This is a genomic window from Zunongwangia profunda SM-A87 (genome assembly GCF_000023465.1).
In the GTDB taxonomy this organism is placed as follows: domain Bacteria; phylum Bacteroidota; class Bacteroidia; order Flavobacteriales; family Flavobacteriaceae; genus Zunongwangia; species Zunongwangia profunda.
The window spans coordinates 4,030,345-4,052,881 of record NC_014041.1 but is presented as its reverse complement, the minus strand read 5'-3'; the positions used below and the strand labels follow the sequence as shown (position 1 = coordinate 4,052,881).

The following is a 22,537-nucleotide window of genomic DNA, read 5'->3' as shown; positions in this document are numbered from 1 at the left end:
TTGGAACTAAAGATACTTAAATTAATAGAAAGTTGAAATTAAATCTATCAACCTGCTTGAATATCCAATTTCATTATCGTACCAGCCAATAAGCTTGATTAATTTACCATCGATTACAGATGTCATTTGAGCATCAAAAACGCAAGAATGAGTGTTTCCAGAGATATCTTTAGAAACAATGGGATCTTCAGTATAACTTAAGATGCCTTTTAAACTAGTTTCTGCCGCTGTTTTGAAAATCCTGTTTACTGCTGCTATGGAAGTTGATTTCGAAACATTGATTGTCATATCCGTAAGTGATCCGTTGGGTACTGGAACTCTAATACCGCAGCCTCCAATAACATCATTTAAATAAGGGAAGATACTGGTTAGTGCTTTGGCAGCTCCGGTTGTGGTAGGAATAATAGACTGTGTTGCCGCACGGCTACGTCTTAAATCCCGATGTGGCTGGTCATGTAAACTTTGATCTGAAGTAAACGAATGTACTGTGGTGATATAAGCTTGCTCAACTTGAAAATTTTCATGAATAAGCTTTAGCATGGGTGCTGCATTATTGGTAGTACAGGATGCATTTGAAATAATGTCTTCGCTACCGTCCAAAATATTATCATTTACTCCTAGAACCACCATTTTAATGCTGTCGTCCTGTGGTGGAACCGATAAGATTACTTTGTTTACGGATCCTTTTAGGTGCTTTTCGAGTTCTGGTCGCGTTTTAAACTTTCCGGTAGCTTCGACCACTACATTTACTGCAGTAGACTTCCAATCGATTGTAGAAGGATGATTTTCGTTAAAAACAGTGATCGTTTTTCCGTTTACGATTAACTTATTTTCTTGTGCAGAAATGCTAGCATTAAAAATCCCATGTATGCTATCATACTTTAATAAATGTGCTAATGTTTTTGCATCGGCCAGGTCGTTTATCGCGACTACATTTATTTGAGGATGATCAATAAGTAATCTAAACAAATTTCGGCCAATGCGGCCAAAACCGTTTATTCCAAGATTAATTTTAGGCATTTTCTTAGTTAATATGCTTTTGTGCTTTGTAAGAAGATCTTACCAGTGCGCTACTTTCTACATGTCTAAACCCTAAATCTAAACCTATAGCTTCGTATTTTTTAAATTGATCTGGAGTGATAAACTGCTTAACAGGCAGGTGGCGTTTACTGGGTTGTAAATATTGCCCGATGGTTACCACATCTACGTTAGCGTCTTTAAGATCGTGAAGCGTTTGGATAACTTCTTCTTCTGTCTCGCCAAGACCAAGCATAATTCCCGATTTTGTACGATTAATACCTTGATCTTTTAAATAGCGTAGAACTTCTAAGGAGCGATCGTATTTTGCCTGAATTCTAACTTCACGGGTTAAGCGACGCACGGTTTCCATATTATGGGAAACAACTTCAGGAGCTACTTCTACGATACGGTCTATATTCCTTGTATTTCCCTGGAAATCGGGGATAAGCGTTTCAAGGGTGGTTTCAGGATTCATACGGCGAATCGCTTTTACCGTTTCGGCCCAAATGATAGATCCCATATCTTTTAAGTCATCACGATCGACACTTGTCACCACCGCATGCTTAATTTTCATTAATTTAATAGATCGTGCTACTTTTTCTGGCTCATCCCAATCTACCGTTTCCGGTCTGCCGGTTTTTACACCACAAAAACCGCAGGAGCGAGTACAAATATTACCTAAAATCATAAAAGTGGCAGTGCCTTCGCTCCAGCATTCTCCCATATTCGGGCAACTCCCCGAAGTACAGATAGTGTGTAGGTCGTATTTGTCTACAAGACTACGTAATTCGGTATATTTTTTACCTGTAGGAAGCTTAACTCTAAGCCATTTTGGTTTTCCTTTAGGTGTTGTTTTTGTAGGTGTAAGTGTCTCTGTACTCATAGCAAAAATCTCTTTTTCAAAGATACAATATTCTATCTAATTGCATAATTAGACGTAGCTAGTTTAAAAACTTAACTAGCTTTTTCGGTCTTCAATAATTTCTGAAAGTAATTTTTTGGCTCTTAATAATTTAACCTTCACATTATTCATAGGTTCGCCCAAAGATTCTGAAATTTCTTTATACGATTTCTCCTGAAAAAACCGAAGGTTTAAAACTTCCTGATAATGTGGTTTTAATTTTTTGATATCCTGAAGGAGTTGTGCCAGGTTTTGTTCGGTAATGAGCTTGTCCTCAATAGAAGGTGTTTCGTCTACAATCGTATTTACTTTATCAGTTGACTCAGAAATAGTATTGATGCGTAACTGGCTGTTTTTCTTCCGAAGGATGTCTACATGAATATTTTTAGAAATCGCAATAAGCCAAGTACTAAACGAGTAATTTTCGTCAAAAGTTTCTAATCTTTTAAAAGCTTTAGAAAAGGTTTGTACGGTAATGTCTTCAGCTTCATACTCATTTTGTGTTTTTTTTAGCTGGAATCCATAAACATCGTTCCAAAATTTATCAAGCAAATAGTTAAAAGCCGACTGGCTTCCTTTTTTTGCCTCTTGGATTTTTTGTAATAATAACTCCTGATTTATTTCCAATGTGAGGGTTTTGAAATAATGTTTGCTATAAATATACCTAATTGCGCTAGGATTAGGAAAGGTTCGAGAATAGGAAATATCCAAATTACATCTTTTTCATCTAATTTTTTAGCTGACTGAAAATAGACGATGCCTTCTATTATTAAAGTTAATCCCAAGACACCTAAAGTGAACGGCCAGTATAATTTAAAAACCAATAGAATAATCAACAAGACCCAAAATAGCAATCTGCTGGCGTAAAATAATCCTAATAAAAATTTATGCCTGGATTTATAAAATTTCGCTACAGAGGCATGTCTTCTTTTTTGTCTAAACCATCCAGAAAGACTGGTCTTGGGTACACTTCTGGTAATACTTTCCTGATGATCGCAAAGCACTACGTTATTATTGGTGGCAGCCTCGTTTACAAAAAGATCATCGTCGCCAGATCGAACTTGTAAGTGTGAGGCAAAACCATTCATTTTATAAAACTGGCTAGAGGTATAGGCAAGATTTCTACCTACACCCATATAGGGATTACCAAGTTTTGCGTAAGAAAAATATTGTATGGCAGTTAAAAGCGTTTCAAAACGTATTAACTTATTGATAAACGATTTTTTATATTGAAAGTATCCACCATACCCTAAAACGATAGATTTTTCTTCAGAAAATCCTGAGGCCATATGTCTAAGCCAATGAATTGATTGAGGCGCACAATCGGCATCGGTAAAAATTAAATGCTCATTTTGCGCTTTTTTGATCCCCAGTGTAAGCGCGTATTTTTTATTGGCCCAAAATGCTTCGTTATTTACAACATTTACGATTTTAATTCGGGGATCCAATTGTTGAAATTCTTCAATAATATCCAGGGTGTGATCTGCAGAGGCGTCGTTAATAACTATTACCTCAAAATCAGGGTAGTCTTGCTCTAATATGGAAGGCAGGAAATTTTGTAAATTTTCAGCTTCATTTTTTGCGCAAACAATTACCGAAACAGGAAATGTTACTGGTTTGGCCTCAGAAGTTGCTGCTCCCGAAAAATTAAAAAAAGCTAGAAAATAACCTATATTAATTGCCGCGAATAGAAGAAAAAGGGCAAATAGAACTGTTGCCATTCAGCATTAATTGGACGGTTGCTTTGGATTTTTACACTTCTCGTCTGGCATCTTTCCGCAGAAACTGCAGGGTTCACCTTCTTTATTTAAAAATGGACTCTGGCTAGCGCAGGTTCCTGCAAACTCCCCATCTTTCTTTCCCCATATTTTAATTGCAATACCTGCAAAGGCTAATCCTAATAAAACTGCTGTTATAATAAATAGTTCCATAATTAAATCTTGTAATGCAAAAATACGAATTATTCGCTCTTTTTTAAAATAAGTCGCATGTTTAGTAATTGCTTTACATTCTTTAACGAAGTTTTACCGTTTTGAGATTTTAAGTGGCTGTACTTTAGAAGTATGAAACAGATAATATTAATTTTTACAGCTCTTTTTTTAGTGGTCTCTTGCGGTAAAATAAAAGAAAAACAGCGGCAAAATATGATCGACGAGGTGAAATTCGAAGATAGTTTGCTTAGCGTTAGCAATACAAAGCGAATGAAAGCAATAACCAAATCAAGAAGTATAGCTATTATCGCAGCAGAAGATATTAAGCTTTCTAGTTTTAATCGAGTGCTTCAAAATGGAGATCTTGTGGCGACTTTATTGAAGGGACGTGGGCCGTACACTGTTTTTGCTCCGGAAGATGAAGCTTTTGAAACTATAAATTATGATGAATTCGACGAAAATGAATCGGCAGGATTCTCTAAGTTATTCATACTGAATCGCGCTTTGCCTTACGAAAAATTAAAAGCTGAAATTCTCGAAAATCGGCATCAATTATTAGTAGAAAATATGGAAGGCTCAAGGTTAAAATTTATAGAAAAAGATGGCGATGTTTATATAAAATCGGCTTCTGGAGAATTGCTGAAATTGGCTAAGCCGGCCAAAGCTTCAAACGGATTTTTATATAAAATAAACAGAATTGTGGGGCGGAATTAAATGATATTCACTTCAGGTTCCAGGTCAATCCCGAATTTTTCTTTGACAATTTCCCTGATTTTTATCGAAAGCATTAAAATATCACTTCCGCTAGCATTCCCATAGTTTACTAAAACCAATGCTTGTTTTATATGTACACCGGCGTCGCCATCACGATGGCCTTTTAATCCTGCTTTATCAATAAGCCACCCTGCAGGAATTTTTACTTCGCATTCACTAATGGGATAATTTGGGATTTCTGGAAAATCTTGTTGTAGATTTTTAAAAACTTCCATAGAAATTACAGGATTCTTGAAGAAACTACCAGAATTACCAATCTTGGCAGGATTGGGAAGTTTGCTTTCCCGAATTCGAATTACCGCATCTGAAATGTCTTTTATAGTTGGATTTTCGATGCCTTCTAATTCAGATTGGATAGCACCGTAATCTATTTTAAGTTGATGATTTTTGGTACTTAGTTTAAAATGTACACTGGTGATAATGTATTGTGCTTTCAGTTTATTTTTAAAAACGGAATTTCTATACCCAAATTCGCAATCTTCAAGCGTAAAAGTTCGACTTTCTAAAGTCTGGATGTTAATGGCCTCGCAAGACACAAAATTGTCTTTAAGCTCTACGCCGTAAGCCCCAATATTTTGGATGGGAGAGGTTCCTACATTTCCCGGGATAAGGGAGAGGTTTTCTAATCCGCCAAAATCATTTTTTAGCGTCCATAAAACAAACTCATGCCAGTTTTCGCCGGCATGAGCTTTTATAATGGCATAATCATCTTTTACTTCTAGAACTTCTTTTCCTTTTAAATCGATCTGGAGTACCGTTTTATGAATATCTCCTGTTAGTAACATATTGCTACCGCCACCCAGGATAAAAAGTTCTTCGGCATAGGTTTTCCTTAAAATCTTTTTTAAATCTTCAATCGTTTGGATTTTGATGAATTTACTGGCTCTAACATCAATCCCAAAGGTATTGTAGGGCTTTAAAGAGACATTGTGGATTACCTTCATATCCTATTTACTGGTATATTGTTTAATCGCCACCTCTAAGATTTGTAAGGCACGTTCAAGATTTTCTCTTTTTAATACATAAGCAATACGCACCTGGTTTAATCCCGTATTTGGAGTAGAGTAAAAACCGGCAGCAGGAGCCACCATTATGGTTTCACCTTCGAATTCAAAATCTTCCAACAACCATTGCGCAAAATCATCTGCACTTTTTATTGGCAGTTCTGCGATACAATAAAAGGCTCCTTTAGGTTTAGCCACCTTTACACCTTTAATCTTTTCAAGACCTTCTACAAGAATATTTCTTCGTAAAGTATATTCTTTATTTACTTCTTCAAAATACTCTTGCGGTGTATCTAAAGCAGCTTCACTGGCAATTTGAGCTAAGGTTGGAGGACTAAGTCGTGCTTGAGCAAACTTCATTGCGGTGGTGATTACTTCTTTGTTTTTAGAAACCAAGCAACCAATACGAGCACCACACATACTAAAACGCTTAGAAACCGAATCTACCATAATTGCGTTGTTCGCTAACTCAGGAATGCTCATAATACTATTATGTTTTACTCCGTCATAAGTGAACTCTCGATACACTTCATCAGCGACAACGAAGAGGTCGTGTTTTATAGCCAAATCGGCGATTTGTTGTACTTCTTCTTTTGTATATAAATATCCTGTTGGATTGCCAGGATTGCAAAGAAGAATGGCTTTTGTATTTTCTGTGATTAGTTTTTCGAATTCCGAAATTGGAGGTAAGGCAAAATTGTTTTCAATAGAAGATTTAATTGGTACAATTGTTACTCCGCTTGATGTCGCAAAACCATTGTAGTTGGCATAAAACGGCTCAGGAATGATCACTTCGTCTCCTGGATCTGTAATAGTTCCCATTGCGAATAAAAGGGCTTCAGAACCACCGGTGGTCACAATAATATCTTCTGCAGTGACGTGAATGTCATTTCTTTCGTAATATTTAGCCAGTTTTTCACGATAGCTTGCAAAACCTGCAGAATGGCTATAAGATAAAACTTCTATACTGTTATCCCTTACGGCCTGCATAGCAATTTCAGGAGTTTTAATATCGGGCTGTCCAATATTTAACTGGTAGATCTTTTTACCTTTTTTGGCTGCCGCTTCTGCAAACGGAACTAATTTCCTTATCGGAGATTCGGGCATGCTAAGCCCTTTTTTAGAAATTGAAGGCATTCTTGTGCGTTTTATATTCGTTGCAAAAATGCAAAATTTAAGTAAGAATCTAAGGAAGCTTTTATTGAAATTTGACTCGATAATTGATATTAAATGTTCCGGTGCTGTAAGGATAGTTATCAAGATACCTTGAAATAAAAATAATTTTCTGACAGACTGATGGGCTTGCCCTAAGGCAGTTTACTTTTAAGCGCCACATTTTATGAGACATAAAAAAACTCCCGAAATTTCGGGAGTTTTAAGATTTTACAGTGATTTCTGGTTATTTGGTATCCGTATCACCACCATCGGTTTTGGGGGTTTCATCGTCCAAAACCCTACCTTTTATTTTTAAGGCTTTGGTAGGCTCTTCAGCATTAGAATATACGGTAACCGTTTTTCTTATCGGTCCAGGTCTATTGGTGTCGTATTTTACTTCAATTTTTCCAGATGCTCCCGGTTTAATTGGTCCATCTGGTTTTTTAGGAATCGTACAGCCGCAGCTGGAAGTTACATTGGTGATCACCAAATCGATGTCTCCTGTATTTGTAAATTCGAATACACGAACGCCATCGCTTCCTTTTTTAATTTCACCATAGTCTATTGTTTCAGACTTAAACTGCATTTTGGCAGTTTTTTGTGCCATAGCAGAATTAAATCCTACAAAGGCTAAAATGGCAATTAATGCTAGTTTTTTCATAATTCAATAATTTTCGGAAGAGTAAAGATACGCTGAATTACAACAGATTCAAAAATTATATTCAATTCAACTTCTTTTAAAATCCTCCACTTATAATTACTTTTGCCTTTATTTTCAAAAACTAGACCAAATATGGCAATCGCTTCACAATACAGTGCAAATAAAGTAGAGGATAAATGGTATAAATACTGGATGGATAATAAATACTTCCATTCAGAGGTAGACGAAAGAGAACCTTATACGATTGTAATTCCGCCACCAAACGTAACAGGAGTCCTGCATATGGGGCATATGCTTAATAATACTATTCAGGATGTATTGGTACGAAGAGCGCGTTTAAAAGGTTTTAACGCGTGCTGGGTGCCGGGAACAGATCATGCTTCTATCGCTACCGAAGCAAAAGTTGTGGCAAAACTTAAAAACGAAGGGATTAGCAAAAACGATCTTTCTCGTGAGGAGTTTTTAGAACATGCCTGGGAATGGACACATAAGCATGGAGGTATTATTCTGGATCAGCTTAAAAAATTAGGCGCTTCTTGTGACTGGGATCGTACAAAATTTACAATGGACGACAATATGTCTGCTTCTGTAATTAAAGTTTTTGTGGATCTTTATGAAAAAGGTTTGGTGTATCGCGGATTTAGGATGGTAAACTGGGATCCTGAAGCAAAAACTACGCTTTCTGACGAAGAGGTGATCTATCAGGAAAAACAAGGACATTTATATTACCTAAACTATAAGATCGAAGGAAGTGATGAATCTGTAACTATTGCTACTACTCGTCCTGAAACTATTCTTGGCGATACTGCCATCTGTATTAATCCTAACGACGAACGTTTTACACATCTTAAAGGTAAAAAAGCAATTGTGCCTATTTGCGGAAGAGTAATCCCAATTATTGAAGATGAGTATGTAGATATTGAGTTTGGTACTGGTTGTCTAAAAGTGACTCCGGCGCATGATGAAAATGATAAAATGTTGGGGGATAAGCATAATCTTGAAATTATTGACATTTTTAATGAGGATGCTACACTCAATGATTTTGGGATGCATTATGTAGGGAAGGATCGTTTTAGGGTAAGAAAAGAAATTGTTGCTGAATTAAAAGCATCTGGTGTTTTAGTGAAAACCGAAGATCATACTAATAAAGTAGGAACCAGCGAACGTACCGGTGCGGTGATCGAACCCAAACTAAGTGACCAGTGGTTTTTAAAAATGAAGGATCTAGCACAACCGGCTATTGATGCGGTTGTTGGAGATGATATTAATTTGGTGCCAGAGAAGTTTTTAAGTACATATCGTCACTGGATGGAAAATGTACGGGATTGGAATATTTCTCGTCAGCTTTGGTGGGGACATCAAATACCGGCTTATTATTTTGGTGACGGAACTAATGATTTTGTAGTAGCAGAGACGCTTGAAGATGCAGTTCAAAAAGCACAGGAAAAAACAGGAAATTCAAGTTTAACAGCTGAAGATCTTACTCAGGATAAAGATGCTTTAGATACCTGGTTTTCTTCCTGGTTATGGCCAATGAGTGTTTTTAACGGGATACTGGAACCAGAAAATGACGAAATAAATTATTATTATCCAACCAATGATTTAGTCACCGCACCAGAAATTTTATTCTTCTGGGTGGCAAGAATGATTATCGCGGGTTATGAATATCGAGGGGAACGACCATTTAGAAATGTGTACCTAACCGGAATTGTTCGTGATAAGCAACGTCGTAAAATGTCTAAATCTTTAGGGAACTCACCAGATCCACTAGGGTTGATTGACCAATACGGTGCAGATGGTGTTCGTGTGGGAATGCTACTTAGTTCTCCTGCAGGAAACGACCTGATGTTCGACGAGGATCTATGTAAGCAGGGTAGTGCTTTTGCTAATAAAATATGGAATGCATTCCGCCTGGTTATGGGATGGGAAGTTTCAGCAGCGACTAAGCAACCAGAGACTTCTAAAATCGCAATCGACTGGTATAAAGCAAAATTCCAGAAGAGTTTAGCAGAAATTGAAGATCATTATTCTAAGTATCGAATTAGTGATGCGCTAATGGGAACCTATAAATTAATCTGGGACGATTACTGTAGCTGGTTTTTAGAAATGGTAAAACCTGCTTATGGGCAACCGATAGATAAGATGACATTCGATTCGGTAATCGCTATTCTAGAAGATAATTTAAGAATTCTTCATCCTTTTATGCCTTTTGTTACAGAGGAGATTTGGCAGACCATCAGTGAAAGAACACCAGAGGAAGCTCTAATTGTAGCGCAATGGCCAGCGCAAGTAGCTTATGATGAAAAAATTATCAATGAATTTGTTTTTGCTTCAGAGGTAATCTCTGGGGTGCGTAAGATTAGAAAAGATAAAAATATTGCGTTTAAAAATGAGATCGATTTAAAGGTTCAGAACAATGATAATGTGTCGGACTCGTTTGATAAAGTGATCGCTAAAATGGGCAATATCGCCAACCTGGATTATGTAAATGAACAGGTAGAAGGAGCCTTATCTTTTCGTGTAAAATCAAATGATTATTTTATTCCGGTTGGTGGAGCAATCGATGTGGAAGCTGAAATTGCCAAGCTAGAGGAAGAATTAAAATATACCGAAGGTTTCTTAAATTCAGTAAATAAAAAACTCTCTAATGAGCGCTTTGTGAACAATGCTCCAGAGAAAGTTGTTGCTATTGAAAAAGCGAAACAAGCAGATGCAGAAGCTAAAATTGAAGCTTTAAAGACAAGTTTAGCGAGTTTGAAATAGAAAAACATAAAGCCTTACATGAAAGCCTCACAACTTTGTGGGGCTTTTTGTTTGTAGTAAAAATGAAATTTAGAGTAGAGAGAAGAAAACAATAATCAAGATAAAATTTTTAATGTTGGATTTGATTTTTTGAGCTGAAAACTAACGGCTAAAAGCATATCGCTTTTCTGTAAACTATAAACTCTCTCTAAGCAGATCACTTGCTGTTAGAATAGAGAAAATATAGCGTTGAGGTTGTTTAATTGGGGAATGTGTTATGCGATGATTTCGCTAAGAACTAGAATCCGAGAATTCGGTAAGTTTTTTTCTGAAAGCTAATAATCTACTTTTATTCTAAACCTGAGTTTGATATAAAAGTTTTTGCAGGCATTTTGGTTCATTGAGTGAATTTTCAAGGAAAATTTGTATCGAAATGCTACCAAAATGGAAACTTCGATACAAAATCTTTTGCCAAGATTTCACTCAGTCTCCGAAATTTTCTTAGATCGAACTGAGGTTCTAAAGCTTTTTGACCGAAACATGAATTTATTATTAAAATTAAAAACCTCACAGATCATAGCTATCCAGAATAGGCCTGTGAGGGTTGATAATGTATACGGTAATTAGCATTGTAAATTGTTTACCGTGACTGCGAGCAGAACTACTGCGCCGTGTCCTTTTTCTTCTTATTTTTATTTAGCAATCCGCCCAGAATCGATTTTGCAGCGTCTTCAATTTTTTTCTCCTGCGTTGTTTTAGTAGAATCGGTTTTTGTTTGTGGAGTCTTTGTTGCCGTACTATCTGTAGACTGCTGGTTTTGATTGTTTTTACCCAGTTGTTTATTAATCAGGTCATTTAAGGCATTCGTACCTTTTTCTTTCAGGTTATTTTTCTGCTCTTCAACAATTTTCTGCGTTAAACTACTAATGGCCTGCTGCATATTCAAATTGATCTGCGGACTTTGGAAAGTTCCGCTTAAACCAACAGGAATTTCAACTTTGGTATTTTGCAAACTCGATCCGCTTAGCTGACTTAAGGTATTTCCAATCTGGTTTCCTAAATACTTAGCAGGAACATCTAAATTCAGTTTATAATTCATGTTCATATCAAAACCATGGCTACCCGAAACCTGTACCAGAACATCTTTAATTTTAAAATCGAATGGCTGAATATTTACCGCACCATCTTTAAAAGATAATTTTGTTTTTAGATTATTTAAATCAACTTTATCAAGATCGATAAAATTGAGTTGACTGTCTAGTTTCGCTAAAAGCGGCATTTTTTCTGGATTTACATCCGCGGTTAATATTTGAGCTAAAGCATCACCGGCTAAACTGGTTAAAATTGGGGTAAGATCGTTGTTTAAATTTCCTTTTAAATTTAGGTTAGTTTGTATTTTTCCCTGCAATGCGTTGGCGATAGGTGCCAATCCTTGCATAAGTTCCAGTCCGTTAAAAGATTCAGCAATACTTATCGCATTTAGATCTAAAGACATATCGAATGTTGGCGTTGCAGTTTTTGTAGAAACATGACCGTTAAGAGCGATATTTCCGTTAAAAATATCTGTAGTGATATTTTCTAAGGTTGCGGTTTCATCACGGATAATCAATTTTCCTTTAGCATTGGTTAGTTTTAGATTATCGTAAAGAACCTTGTTTGCATTGAAGGTAAGTACCACATCCAAGAAAGACGGTATTTTTATCGCTTCTTCACCGGTGGCTACTTTTTCGGTTTTTGATGTTTCAGACGTGTTTTCTTCGGAAGTTGTTACTGGTTTCTCTTCGGTTTGGGCAACCATAAAATCATTCACTGCAAAAGTGTTTGATTTTACATTGAAGATCCCTTTTAATTCCTGATCTGTAAACAAGAAGCCCATTAAATTCTGAATAGTTCCTGTAGCCTGTAAGTCGGTTTGACCAGTGGTTAAATCAAGTTCTGGAACAGTGACATTACCCTGACTCAAATTCACCTTGGCGCTAGAGACTTTAATTTCATTAGGGATTTCAGGGGATTTGTAGCTAAAGTTTTTGATCCCTGCCGTACCACTACTTTTTACATTTTGATATTGTTCTTTTTCGATACTGTTCATATCAAAACTCGTAGAAGCATCTACGGTAAGGATTCCGTTTAGATCAAGATCCATATCTAAAGGATAAGCCTTATCAAGGTTTGCTAAATTTAGGGTTCCGTCTAAATTTAGGGCTACTAACATATTACCCATAAGATTTTTTACACTTCCATTAGCCGCAAAACGATCCTGATCGATTCTGAATTTTACATTTTTAAAAGTTAAATAAGTATCTTCTACAATTCCGGTTTCGTTTAAAACACGTAGATCGAGATTTATGTCCTGCACACTTTTTGGCAAGTCGGGATATTTAAAAGAGGCATTATTTGAGGTGACTTTAATATCTAATTTAGGAATGTATTTGTCGTTTGCGGTACCTTTAATCATTCCATCAACCACAAAATCTCCCTTGGTTTCAACGTTTTCGATATTCTTGGCGTACACTTCAGGAATTACCGCCAGGAAGTTTTTAAAGTCAGATGATGGTGTTTTAAACGTAAGATCAATATTCGTATCGTCCCCATCAACCTGCACAAAGCCATTAAAAGTTAATGGTAATTGATTGATATGCGCTTCGTTTTCAAGGAAGGTATATTTCATATTTTCCAGATCCATTTGGATTACGGCATCTAGATCTACTTTATTCTTGTTTAAATAGTTAATACTATCAAATTCAAAAGAAACGATAGCTTCAGTATCGGTATCCAATTCGGTTTGGTCTAACGAAAAATCTCCGGTTCCCTGGTGATTTAATTCTTCTAATTTTAAGGCCATTTTAGCCCCAACGTCTTTATAGTGTAATCGGGAATTATTGATCTCGTAATGCTGAAGGTCTAAACTAAAACCGCCGGTGGTGTCTGCAGGGGTTCCTGTTGTGGTTGCGGTAGTATCAATTTTAGCGATGTCATAATTGGCTCTGCCCAGTGAATCTACCAAAATATTAATATAAGCATCATTAACTTTAAATTGGTCTATTCTCTTTGGTTCTTCGCTCCCTTTAAAAAGTTCTTTGATGCTCATTTGCAAGGTTACTTCTTTAACATCGGCCAGAGTATCGCCTTCAAAAGGAGCGTTGTTAATTACGCTCACGTCACTTAAAACCACGGTAGCTTGTGGGAAACTTCTAAATAAACTAAGGTCGATATCAGCAAATTCAACCTTGGCATTTACGTTATTATTAATCGTCTTCTTAACGAAATTCTCTATTTGTGAAGAAAATAAAAACGGGGCTGCAATCAATAATACAATAATTACAAGTAGCGTAATTCCTATAATTTTAAATACTTTTTTCATCGCAATTAAGGTTAAGTAGTAGTTTTTTCTCGATAATCGAGATTAAATATTTCAATGTTTGCCTAGAAATAAACTTGTTTTCTAATAAATGCCTCGAGCTAGTTACTCATACAAAAGTAATACCGAATCAATCTTGTTCTTCCAGGATAATTTCTTCCCCTTCCGCAAGCTTAAATCGTTTTCTCATTGCATATACCGCGGCATATAGAAAAGGTGTATCGCAAATCGCTACAATTACTTTAAATAAAAACCCACTTAGTAAAAGAGCACCAAAACGATCCCATTCAATTTTATGAAAGCTACACAACAAGAAAAGCACGGAAAAGGTGTCTACAAATTGGGAAAGAAAAGTTGAAAAGTTATTTCTTATCCAAAGATGTTTCCCTTTGGTGAGTTTTTTCCAAAAATGAAAAAGCTGAATGTCGATGTATTGAGCCAGTAAGTAAGCCAGCATCGAAGCAATTACAGCAATGGCGGTAGCTCCAAACACTTTTTGAAATAATTCATTTCCAATAGGGGACCAGTCTGTTGCCGGTACAGCATCTGCGGTATAAATAATCAATAAAGAAAAGAGCGAGGCAAAGATTCCGGCGGTCACGACCTGGTTAGCTTTCTTTTTCCCATACACCTCACTAATAAGATCGGTAATTAAAAACGTAACCGGATATGGCAAAATACCCACCGAAATTTCAAAAGTATAAAGGCCGAAAAAATCCCAGCTAAAAAACTTCTGAAATATTAAATTAGAAACTACCAGAGATGCAATGAACAAAGCGGCTAGAATCAGGTAAAATCTATAGGCCGTTAGTTTATCTTTTAAGTAGAGTTTTGCCAAATTTATTTTTTAAAATACTTACCAACAAAATTAAGGGTATGTGCATTTGTTTTGCTTAATTTGCTGTGAAATTATAGCATACCCCTTATTAAACTTTTCTTAATTACAGTTTGAAATCCCCTAAGATAGTACATATAGCGCTGGGAAGCAATGAAGGAGAGCGTTTTGATATTTTACAAAATGCAGTAAACAGGATATTTGAAGATGTTGGTGAAATTCTAAAAATTTCTTCGGTGTATGAAACCGCTTCCTGGGGTTTTGCCGGAAACACCTTTCTTAATGCCTGTATTTCGGTTTCTACACGTTTTTCTGCGGAAGAGGTACTACGGAAATTATTAGCGATTGAAGCTTACTTTGGCCGAAAAAGGAATGATACTAGAAATTACCAAAATCGAACTTTAGATTTGGATGTTTTGCTTTTTGAAGATGAAGTGAGTGAAACAGAAACCTTGACTTTGCCGCATCCGCAAATCCAAAATCGACGTTTTGTATTACAACCTTTAAATGATATTGCTTCTAAAGAAGTGCATCCTGTACTAAAAAAGAAAATTCAGCAATTATTGCTCGAAGTAAAGGATGATGCTGGATTGTCTAAAATCGATGCGAAACTTGAAACACCCAAGCTCAATAACAAGTTTAGTTCCTGTAATTATATTGCGGTGGAAGGGAATATTGGAGCCGGTAAAACCAGTTTTTCGACAATGATTTCTCAGGATTTTAACGCCAAACTAATTTTAGAGCGTTTTAAGGACAATCCGTTTTTACCAAAATTTTACGAAGATCAGGAGCGCTATGCTTTTTCGCTAGAGATGTCTTTTTTGGCCGATCGCTATCAGCAATTATCTGATGATTTGGCGCAGTACGATTTGTTTAAGGATTTTGTGATCTCTGATTATGACGTTTTTAAATCCCTGATTTTTGCTAAAATCACTTTAGAAGAAGATGAATATTCGCTGTATCAAAAGTTATTTCATTTAATGTATAAAGAGTTGGTTAAGCCAGATTTGTACATTTATCTTTATCAAAATACCGAAAGGTTACTTCAGAATATCAAAAAAAGAGGGCGGGAATACGAACAGAATATTCAGCCTGAATATTTAATGGATATCAATAAAAGCTACCTCTCTTTTATAAAGTCTCAAACCAATATGAAAGTTCAGATTATCGATATTTCTGAACTGGATTTTGTAAACAACCGCAAAGATTACTTGAAATTATTAGGAGAAATTAAGCTATAGGTTTTAGTTTATAGTAAAATGATGTCACTTCGAGTGACAGATTTCGAAATGAAATGGAGAAATTTGTTGTATCGAGAAGTTTTTTTAGTTGATTGTTAACGACTTCTCCATTTCGCTACGTTATAGTCGAAATAACGAGAATCTTTGTCATTTCGATCGAGTTCCCAAAAAGTCTATGATAAGTTTATAGTCAATTCAAAATTGAGATTTAAAATTAAATACTCCTGATTCCTGATTCGTCCCTCAAAATCACTTTAGTTTACAGTAAGGTGATGTCACTTCGAGTGACAGATTTCGAAGTGAAATGGAGAAATTTGTTGTATCGAGAAGTTATTTCATTTAATGTTTAAAGAGTTGGTTAAGCCAGATTTGTACATTTATCTTTATCAAAATACCGAATTACTTCAGAATATCAAAAAAAGAGGGCGGGAATACGAACAGAATATTCAGCCTGAATATTTAATGGATATCAATAAAAGCTACCTCTCTTTTATAAAGTCTCAAACCAATATGAAAGTTCAGATTATCGATATTTCTGAACTGGATTTTGTAAACAATCGCAAAGATTACTTGAAATTATTAGGAGAAATTAAGCTATAGGTTTTAGTTTATAGTAAGATGATGTCACTTCGAGTGACAGATTTCGAAATGAAATGGAGAAATTTGTTGTATCGAGAAGTTCTTTTAGTTGATTGTTAACGACTTCTCCGTTTTGTTACGATAAAGTGGAAATGAGGAGAATATTTGTCATTCGATCGAATTCCCAAAAAGTCTATGATAAGTTTATAGTCAATTCAAAATTGAGATTTAAAATTAAATACTCCTGATTCCTGTTTCTTGAATCGTACCTCTTAGCAGTCTCTTCCCTCTAGTCCATATTCTAACAGCGCAGCGCTTTACAGTTCTTGATATAATTTTTCGTCCCTCAAAATCACTTTAGTTTATAGTAAGATGATGTCACTTCGAGTGACAGATTTCGAAATGATATGGAGAAATTTGTTGTATCGAGAAGTTTTTTTAATTGATTGTTAAGACTTCTCCGTTTCGTTACGATACAGTGGAAATGAGAAGAATCTTTGTCATTTCGATCGAGTTCCGAAAAAGTTTACGATATACAGTTTACAGTCAATTCAAAAGTTAAGATTTGTCCTGATTCCTGTTTCCTGATTCCTGCTGTCTCTTTTCTATACTCTATTTTCTGACTGCTATATTCTAAATAAGCGTTCTAAGCTCTCAATATTCACTACTAAATTAATGTCCGTGTCCACCGGCAGAACTATAATCGGCGGCTTTTAGTTTTGAATACAAATCCCACAGGATTACACCAGTGCTTACAGAGATATTTAAAGAATGTTTGCTTCCGGCTTGCGGAATTTCAATTACGCCATCACTAGCCGAAACTACTTTTTGCTGTACACCTTTTACCTCATTCCCAAAAATTACCGCTATTTTTTCACCAATTTCAGGCTTAAAATTATTGAGCATTACGGCACCTTCTGCTTGTTCGATAGAAAATACTTTTATGTTATCCTCTTTCAGTTTTTCGACTAAATCTAAAGTGTCTTCAACATGTTCCCAAACCACCGTTTCAGTAGCGCCAAGGGCTGTTTTCTGAATGTCTTTATGAGGCGGTTTAGCAGTAATTCCGCACAAATAAACTTTTTCGATTAAAAACGCGTCGGCAGTTCTAAAAACAGATCCAATATTATTCAGACTTCGAATATTGTCCAAAATAACAATAATGGGAGTCTTTCTAGCCTCTTTAAATTCTTCAACCGACTTACGATTGAGCTCACTGTTTTTGATCTTCCGGTTTTTCATATCGCAAAAATAAAAATTTTTGTTGGCTTTAGTACCTGTTTTAAAACTGTGAAAATTTCACAATTAATAATTGAAAAACGATTTGCTGAAAAATCAATTGTGATTTGATGGAATTTTGCGAAAAAATAAAACTTTTGTCAAAAGCTAAGCGATAGTGCTAAATGCTGCAAGTTCCCGCTGTTTCAAAGCTCAGCTTTTTTTGGCATCTTTGGAATATTAAGTTAAATCTTTTGTAATAATTCATAACATGAGGAAAATTCTCTTTTCACTTTTCGCAATACTTTTGGGAGTAGGGCAAAGTTTTGCCCAGGTTACCCCAAAATGGATTCGATACCAAACGATTTCTCCAGATGGGGAAACTATTGCTTTTACTTATAAAGGCAATTTATATACCGTTGCTACAAGTGGTGGCGATGCAAAACAGATCACATTTCATAAAGCTCATGATTATATGCCTGTTTGGAGTAAAGACGGTAAACAGCTTGCTTTTGCTTCAGATCGTTATGGGAATTTTGATGTTTTTGTGATGGATGCTTTGGGCGGCCCGGCAACTCGACTAACGTATCATAGCAACGATGAGCAACCTTTTAGTTTTTCTGCAGATAACAAATCGGTTATTTTTGGTGCAGTTCGCCAGGATTTGGCAACACATCGGCAGTTTCCAGCAAGTTATCAGCCCGAATTATATCGCGTTCCTACGACATGTGGACGTGTAGATCAGATTTTTACAATACCGGCAGAATATGTTCAGATAAGTAAAGATGGAAAAACCATGGTATATCACGATAAAGTTGGTAGCGAGAACGAATGGCGTAAACATCACGTATCTTCAGTAACCCGTGATCTTTGGACATACGATGTTGATCAGGATAAGCATACGATGATTACGTCGTTTAAAGGAGAAGATCGCCAGCCTATTTTTGATGATTCAGAAGAGAATTTATATTACTTAAGTGAAGAAAGTGGAAATTTTAACGTGCATAAGTTATCCATAGAAAATCCTAAGGAAACCGAGCAATTAACCAGTTTTGAAAGTTTCCCTGTTCGTTTTTTAAGTTTTGGAAATGGAACTTTGGCTTTTGGGTACGATGGTGAGTTATATACCATGAGGGAAGGGCAGGAGCCTAAAAAAGTTGATGTAAATATCAGAACACAGCCTGTAGACAATAATGATAATTATATAAGTATTAAAGATGGTGTACAGGAAATGGATGTTTCCCCAAATGGTAAAGAAATTGCTTTTGTAGCCAGAGGAGAGGTTTTTGTAACCTCGGTAGATGGATCTTTAACCAAGCGAATTACCGATACGCCAAATCAGGAACGTTTTGTGTCGTTTACACCTGATGGTAAATCACTGGTGTATTCCAGTGAGCGAGATGGAAAATGGAATATTTATAAAACCGAAATTGTAAGAAAAGAGGAACCTTTTTTCTATGCTTCAACCTTACTAAAAGAAGAACCGGTAATTGAAGCCGATACCGATAGTTATATCCCTAAATATTCTCCTGATGGTAAAAAGCTAGCTTATATTTCAGGACGAAGAAACTTACGAGTAAAAGAGCTGTCTTCGGGAAAAGAAATCGACCTTTTAACTTCGGATGATCTATTTACCATGAGTGATGGTGATCAATATTTTACATGGAGTCCTGATAGCAAGTGGATTTTGATGGACTGGGGAAAATTATTAAGTAATAATGAAGTGTTGTTACTGGCTGCAGATGGTAGTAAACGGGAAAATTTAACCGAAAGTGGCTATCAGGATTATAACCCAAAATGGGTAAACGAAGGTAAGCAGATGCTTTGGTTTAGTAACCGCAATGGGCTAAAAAGTTACGCCACTAGCGGAAGAACAGAGGCCGATGTTTATTCGATGTTTTTTACCCAGGAAGCTTATGATAAATTCAATATGTCTGAAGAAGATCATAAGCTCATGAAAGCTATTGAAGAAGCTCAGAAAGCCGAGAAAGATGAGGACAAAGAAGAGGATAAAAAAGATAAGAAAGAGAAGAAAGAGGAAGAAATTAAAGATCTAAAGTTTGATTGGGACGGGATGAAAGAGAGAAAAAAACGTCTTACCACGCATTCCAGCAGCTTAAGTGATGCCGTGCTTTCTAAAGATGGAGAGAAAATTTATTACCTGTCAAGTTTCGAGGATAAAAACAATCTTTGGGAAACCAATCTTCGCACCGGTGAAACCAAAATGTCGGTAAAACTAAATTCCAGAGGGGGAAGCTTAGTTTGGGATAAAAAACAGGAAAATCTTTATCTGTTAAGCGGTGGAAATATTTCTAAAATCGATGTGGATAAAGAAAAGTCAGAAGCAATTAAGATTGCCGGAGATATGTATTATGATGAAGATGCTGAGCGTGAAAAAATGTTCGATCATGTATATATAAGAACGAAGAATATTTTCTATGAGCCAACATTCCACGGGAAAAACTGGGATTCGTTGTACGTTCAGTATAAAAAATACCTGCCGCATATTGGTAATTCGTATGAGTTTGCTGAAATGCTTTCCGAAATGCTAGGCGAACTAAATGTTTCGCATTCTGGAGCGGGATACCGTAACCGAAGCAATGATGGCGACGAAACCGCATCGCTTGGTATTTTTATGGATTATGATTTTGAAGGAAACGGAATTAAAATTGCTGAAGTTATCAAAGGCGGTCCACTAGATAAAGCGGCTTATGATATCGAACCGGGAATGGTGATTACGGCTATTGATGGCGAAACGATTGAAAATGATCAGGACATTGCAAAATACCTAAATCATAAAGCCAACAAATTTGTGTTGTTGGAGATTAAAGACCCTGAAGCAAAAGAGCCAAAGCAAATCACCATGAAGCCTATCTCTTTAGGGCAAGAGCGCAGTTTGTTGTATAACCGCTTTGTAAGAATCAATAGAAAAGAAGTAGAAGAAAAAAGTAACGGGAAACTGGGGTACGTACATATTCCGGGAATGAGCGATGAGCCTTATCGCTCGATCTACGAGGATATGATGGGGAAATATTTTGAAACCGAAGGCGTGATCGTGGATACCCGTTTTAATGGAGGTGGCGATCTGGTTGCAGATCTTGCAGCTTTCTTTACAGGAACTCCGTTTATCACTTATGAAACTGAAGATAAAGTTGTAGGAGGAGAACCAACTTCACGATGGACGAAGCCAACACTCTCTCTATTTAATGAAAGTATGTATTCAGATGGGCATTGTTATGCCAGTGGGTATACCGATTTAAATATCGGGACTACTATTGGAATGCCGGTACCAGGAACCTGTAGTTTTGCCGGTTGGGAAGGTCTTGCCGATGGTACATATTGGGGAGTTGTTCCGGTAAGTGCTAAAAATAAAGCCGGTGAATGGATGGAAAATAACCAAACCGAACCCGATATTATAGTGAAAAATATGCCGGGCGTGATTAGCGAAGGTCGCGATCAGCAATTAGAAAAAGGAATAGAAATTTTATTAGATCAGGTTACTCCAAAGGAAAAGTAAATTTCTATGAAGCCAAAAAATATAAAAGCTCCGAATTCATTTTCGGGGCTTTTTTATTATATCCTCCCAAGTAAGGTTTTAGTAAATTACAAGACCATTTTTAAGAACGTAATAAAAACAGAATCATTTGCCAAAACCAAAAAAGTCTTTAGAACCCAATAAGATCAATCTTAAAGAAAGTTTTGCTTCTTTAAAATTTGTACCGCGATTCTTTAAAGAGATTCGAAAAGTAAATCCGTTGTTGTTTTTTGCCAATATTGCTAGCCGGATCTTAAGTGCAGTAATTCCGTTAGCCTTGCTGTGGGTCGGGAAAATTATTATCGATGAGGTCGTGGTACAAATCGATGCTGAAGTAAAAGATTTTTCCCGATTATGGATTTTTGTTGTTGCGGAATTGGGATTAGCGGTTTTATCGGATTTACTGAGTAGGGCAGTTTCCCTAACCGATGCTTTGTTGGGCGATCAATATTCGATAAATACTTCAGTGAAGATTATTGAAAAAACAGCCGAACTGAATTTGGATCAATTAGAAGATTCAGAATTTTATGATAAGCTGGAAAGAGCAAGGCGCCAAACTACCGGAAGAGTAGGATTAATGTCTAATATCCTGACGCAAGGCGAAGATGTAATAGTAATTATTTAATTGCTTGTGGGGGGGCGCAGAACGCTTGTAACATTCTGAAACCCGCAGTATTTATAAGGTTTACCATGGTTTCCAGTTTTGGAACTCACGATTAACTCACATTATAATTAGAACATAGTGAAGTTGTTTGGTACCTTATTCCTATAAAAATACATAAAAAGTACTATAAAGTGTTGCCTTCGTTTTCTTTTATTGTCATAATGGCTGGTTTACCAAATTATATCCGCTTAAAATAACTTAGGTCAAACAAGAAATATTAAAGAAGAATTTATCAGTAATTAGACATACTCTTGCTTGTTAGGTAAAGTTTTTACTTATTCTCTTCTGATTTAATCGTTACATCGATTTGTTTTTTCAGATATAGAATTTTTTTTCTATTTGCTTTTGATAGTTCATTTTGTTCCTTAAGTTTAGACTCGATAACTGAGATATCATTTAAATATTTATTTATTTTAAGTTCAAGATCTTCAGATTTTTTTGATTCGAAATAGCTATAAGCAAGTGATAAAACACCTAGACCAAACGCACTAATTATTCCAAACTTGTTTAAAAAATTATTTTTTTCTCTTTCTAATAATTCCAAGCCTTTTGGAGTTATTTTTGCGATTACCGATATTTCATTTCTTGGAACTGCTCTCCCTGCCTCTACAATAATACTTATACCTCGTTTTGATTTTATTTCAATATATTCTCCTCCTTCTAGAAATTTTAAAAATCTCTTTATTTCTATCCTTTCTGCCATATCACTTTTCTGAGGAAAATTATAAAGTAGGAAATCACGTAATTCGACATAACCATAGGTATTACTAGAGGATTTTATATACTTTAATAAGCCTATTTCTAGTTTTTGAGGTTTCATTACATAATATTTATTAAAATACGAGGTCAGTCATGTAGCATCCAAAGTTTAATACTTACTTCATAAATTGTACTTTCAAAATGGACGTCTTTACATTCC

General features: G+C 35.9%; 18 protein-coding genes. 6 read left to right on the top strand and 12 right to left on the bottom strand.

Translation table 11 applies throughout. The features are described from left to right. Positions 1-21: 21 nt before the first annotated feature. The 5 genes from gap to ZPR_RS17710 all read right to left on the bottom strand — a co-directional run bounded on the left by gap (position 22) and on the right by ZPR_RS17710 (position 3,852). Positions 22-1,020 carry a type I glyceraldehyde-3-phosphate dehydrogenase gene (gene gap / locus ZPR_RS17730; RefSeq protein ID WP_013073142.1) on the bottom strand — a complete coding sequence of 333 codons (999 nt, stop codon included), beginning with the start codon at positions 1,018-1,020 and terminating at the stop codon, positions 22-24. Positions 1,021-1,024: 4 nt separating this feature from the next. Beyond that, complete coding sequence (gene lipA / locus ZPR_RS17725) at positions 1,025-1,903, bottom strand: lipoyl synthase (protein WP_041579062.1); 879 nt, start codon at positions 1,901-1,903, stop codon at positions 1,025-1,027. Positions 1,904-1,978: 75 nt separating this feature from the next. Continuing rightward, positions 1,979-2,548 carry an RNA polymerase sigma factor gene (locus ZPR_RS17720; protein WP_013073139.1) on the bottom strand — a complete coding sequence of 190 codons (570 nt, stop codon included), beginning with the start codon at positions 2,546-2,548 and terminating at the stop codon, positions 1,979-1,981. Then, positions 2,539-3,642: a glycosyltransferase gene (locus ZPR_RS17715; RefSeq protein WP_013073138.1), complete on the bottom strand. Its 1,104-nt coding sequence runs from the start codon at positions 3,640-3,642 to the stop codon at positions 2,539-2,541. Before ZPR_RS17715 ends, ZPR_RS17720 begins: the two co-directional genes overlap by 10 nt. Positions 3,643-3,648: 6 nt before the next feature. Beyond that, positions 3,649-3,852, bottom strand: coding sequence for a hypothetical protein (locus tag ZPR_RS17710; protein WP_013073137.1), 204 nt, complete (start codon positions 3,850-3,852; stop codon positions 3,649-3,651). 132 nt (positions 3,853-3,984) lie between these two features. Between ZPR_RS17710 and ZPR_RS17705 the strand changes: the two genes are divergently transcribed. Then, positions 3,985-4,566, top strand: coding sequence for a fasciclin domain-containing protein (locus tag ZPR_RS17705; RefSeq protein WP_013073136.1), 582 nt, complete (start codon positions 3,985-3,987; stop codon positions 4,564-4,566). Here the strand turns inward: ZPR_RS17705 and murB are convergent. The 3 genes from murB to ZPR_RS17690 all read right to left on the bottom strand — a co-directional run bounded on the left by murB (position 4,563) and on the right by ZPR_RS17690 (position 7,446). After that, a complete protein-coding gene (gene murB / locus ZPR_RS17700; RefSeq protein WP_013073135.1) occupies positions 4,563-5,570 on the bottom strand; it encodes a UDP-N-acetylmuramate dehydrogenase in 1,008 nt (335 codons plus the stop codon). The genes ZPR_RS17705 and murB overlap by 4 nt on opposite strands. A gap of 3 nt (positions 5,571-5,573) precedes the next feature. Then, the gene (locus ZPR_RS17695) at positions 5,574-6,767 is read right to left on the bottom strand and encodes a pyridoxal phosphate-dependent aminotransferase (protein WP_013073134.1); all 1,194 of its coding nucleotides are present in this window, start codon (positions 6,765-6,767) and stop codon (positions 5,574-5,576) included. Between the two features lie 262 nt (positions 6,768-7,029). Continuing rightward, on the bottom strand, positions 7,030-7,446 hold the full coding sequence (locus ZPR_RS17690; RefSeq protein WP_013073133.1) for a DUF1573 domain-containing protein: 417 nt from the start codon (positions 7,444-7,446) through the stop codon (positions 7,030-7,032). Between the two features lie 132 nt (positions 7,447-7,578). On the opposite strand from ZPR_RS17690, the gene ZPR_RS17685 reads away from it, so the two are divergent. Beyond that, on the top strand, positions 7,579-10,209 hold the full coding sequence (locus tag ZPR_RS17685; protein WP_013073132.1) for a valine--tRNA ligase: 2,631 nt from the start codon (positions 7,579-7,581) through the stop codon (positions 10,207-10,209). Positions 10,210-10,849: 640 nt separating this feature from the next. On the opposite strand, the gene ZPR_RS17680 is transcribed toward ZPR_RS17685, so the two are convergent. Then, complete coding sequence (locus ZPR_RS17680; RefSeq protein WP_013073131.1) at positions 10,850-13,549, bottom strand: AsmA family protein; 2,700 nt, start codon at positions 13,547-13,549, stop codon at positions 10,850-10,852. Positions 13,550-13,676: 127 nt separating this feature from the next. Then, complete coding sequence (locus ZPR_RS17675) at positions 13,677-14,384, bottom strand: queuosine precursor transporter (protein ID WP_013073130.1); 708 nt, start codon at positions 14,382-14,384, stop codon at positions 13,677-13,679. Between the two features lie 110 nt (positions 14,385-14,494). Between ZPR_RS17675 and folK the strand changes: the two genes are divergently transcribed. Beyond that, the gene (folK, locus tag ZPR_RS17670) at positions 14,495-15,622 is read left to right on the top strand and encodes a 2-amino-4-hydroxy-6-hydroxymethyldihydropteridine diphosphokinase (protein WP_013073129.1); all 1,128 of its coding nucleotides are present in this window, start codon (positions 14,495-14,497) and stop codon (positions 15,620-15,622) included. A gap of 312 nt (positions 15,623-15,934) precedes the next feature. Next, on the top strand, positions 15,935-16,222 hold the full coding sequence (locus ZPR_RS17665; RefSeq protein WP_394329750.1) for a deoxynucleoside kinase: 288 nt from the start codon (positions 15,935-15,937) through the stop codon (positions 16,220-16,222). Between the two features lie 651 nt (positions 16,223-16,873). Here ZPR_RS17665 and ZPR_RS17660 read toward each other — a convergent pair. Then, positions 16,874-17,443, bottom strand: coding sequence for an RNA methyltransferase (locus ZPR_RS17660; protein ID WP_013073127.1), 570 nt, complete (start codon positions 17,441-17,443; stop codon positions 16,874-16,876). 247 nt (positions 17,444-17,690) lie between these two features. On the opposite strand from ZPR_RS17660, the gene ZPR_RS17655 reads away from it, so the two are divergent. Both ZPR_RS17655 and ZPR_RS17650 read left to right on the top strand, forming a co-directional pair. Continuing rightward, a complete protein-coding gene (locus ZPR_RS17655) occupies positions 17,691-20,936 on the top strand; it encodes a S41 family peptidase (RefSeq protein ID WP_013073126.1) in 3,246 nt (1,081 codons plus the stop codon). 127 nt (positions 20,937-21,063) lie between these two features. Next, complete coding sequence (locus ZPR_RS17650; protein ID WP_013073125.1) at positions 21,064-21,579, top strand: ABC transporter ATP-binding and permease component; 516 nt, start codon at positions 21,064-21,066, stop codon at positions 21,577-21,579. Between the two features lie 310 nt (positions 21,580-21,889). On the opposite strand, the gene ZPR_RS17645 is transcribed toward ZPR_RS17650, so the two are convergent. Further along, the gene (locus ZPR_RS17645; protein ID WP_013073124.1) at positions 21,890-22,438 is read right to left on the bottom strand and encodes a hypothetical protein; all 549 of its coding nucleotides are present in this window, start codon (positions 22,436-22,438) and stop codon (positions 21,890-21,892) included. Positions 22,439-22,537: the final 99 nt, after the last annotated feature.

Coding starts and splice junctions, on each gene's coding strand:
- gap (WP_013073142.1), bottom strand. CDS start 1,020: ATGCCTAAAATTAATCTTGGAATAAACGGTTTTGGCCGCATTGGCCGA.
- lipA (WP_041579062.1), bottom strand. CDS start 1,903: ATGAGTACAGAGACACTTACACCTACAAAAACAACACCTAAAGGAAAA.
- ZPR_RS17715 (WP_013073138.1), bottom strand. CDS start 3,642: ATGGCAACAGTTCTATTTGCCCTTTTTCTTCTATTCGCGGCAATTAAT.
- ZPR_RS17710 (WP_013073137.1), bottom strand. CDS start 3,852: ATGGAACTATTTATTATAACAGCAGTTTTATTAGGATTAGCCTTTGCA.
- ZPR_RS17705 (WP_013073136.1), top strand. CDS start 3,985: ATGAAACAGATAATATTAATTTTTACAGCTCTTTTTTTAGTGGTCTCT.
- murB (WP_013073135.1), bottom strand. CDS start 5,570: ATGAAGGTAATCCACAATGTCTCTTTAAAGCCCTACAATACCTTTGGG.
- ZPR_RS17695 (WP_013073134.1), bottom strand. CDS start 6,767: ATGCCTTCAATTTCTAAAAAAGGGCTTAGCATGCCCGAATCTCCGATA.
- ZPR_RS17690 (WP_013073133.1), bottom strand. CDS start 7,446: ATGAAAAAACTAGCATTAATTGCCATTTTAGCCTTTGTAGGATTTAAT.
- ZPR_RS17685 (WP_013073132.1), top strand. CDS start 7,579: ATGGCAATCGCTTCACAATACAGTGCAAATAAAGTAGAGGATAAATGG.
- ZPR_RS17680 (WP_013073131.1), bottom strand. CDS start 13,549: ATGAAAAAAGTATTTAAAATTATAGGAATTACGCTACTTGTAATTATT.
- ZPR_RS17660 (WP_013073127.1), bottom strand. CDS start 17,443: ATGAAAAACCGGAAGATCAAAAACAGTGAGCTCAATCGTAAGTCGGTT.
- ZPR_RS17655 (WP_013073126.1), top strand. CDS start 17,691: ATGAGGAAAATTCTCTTTTCACTTTTCGCAATACTTTTGGGAGTAGGG.
- ZPR_RS17645 (WP_013073124.1), bottom strand. CDS start 22,438: ATGAAACCTCAAAAACTAGAAATAGGCTTATTAAAGTATATAAAATCC.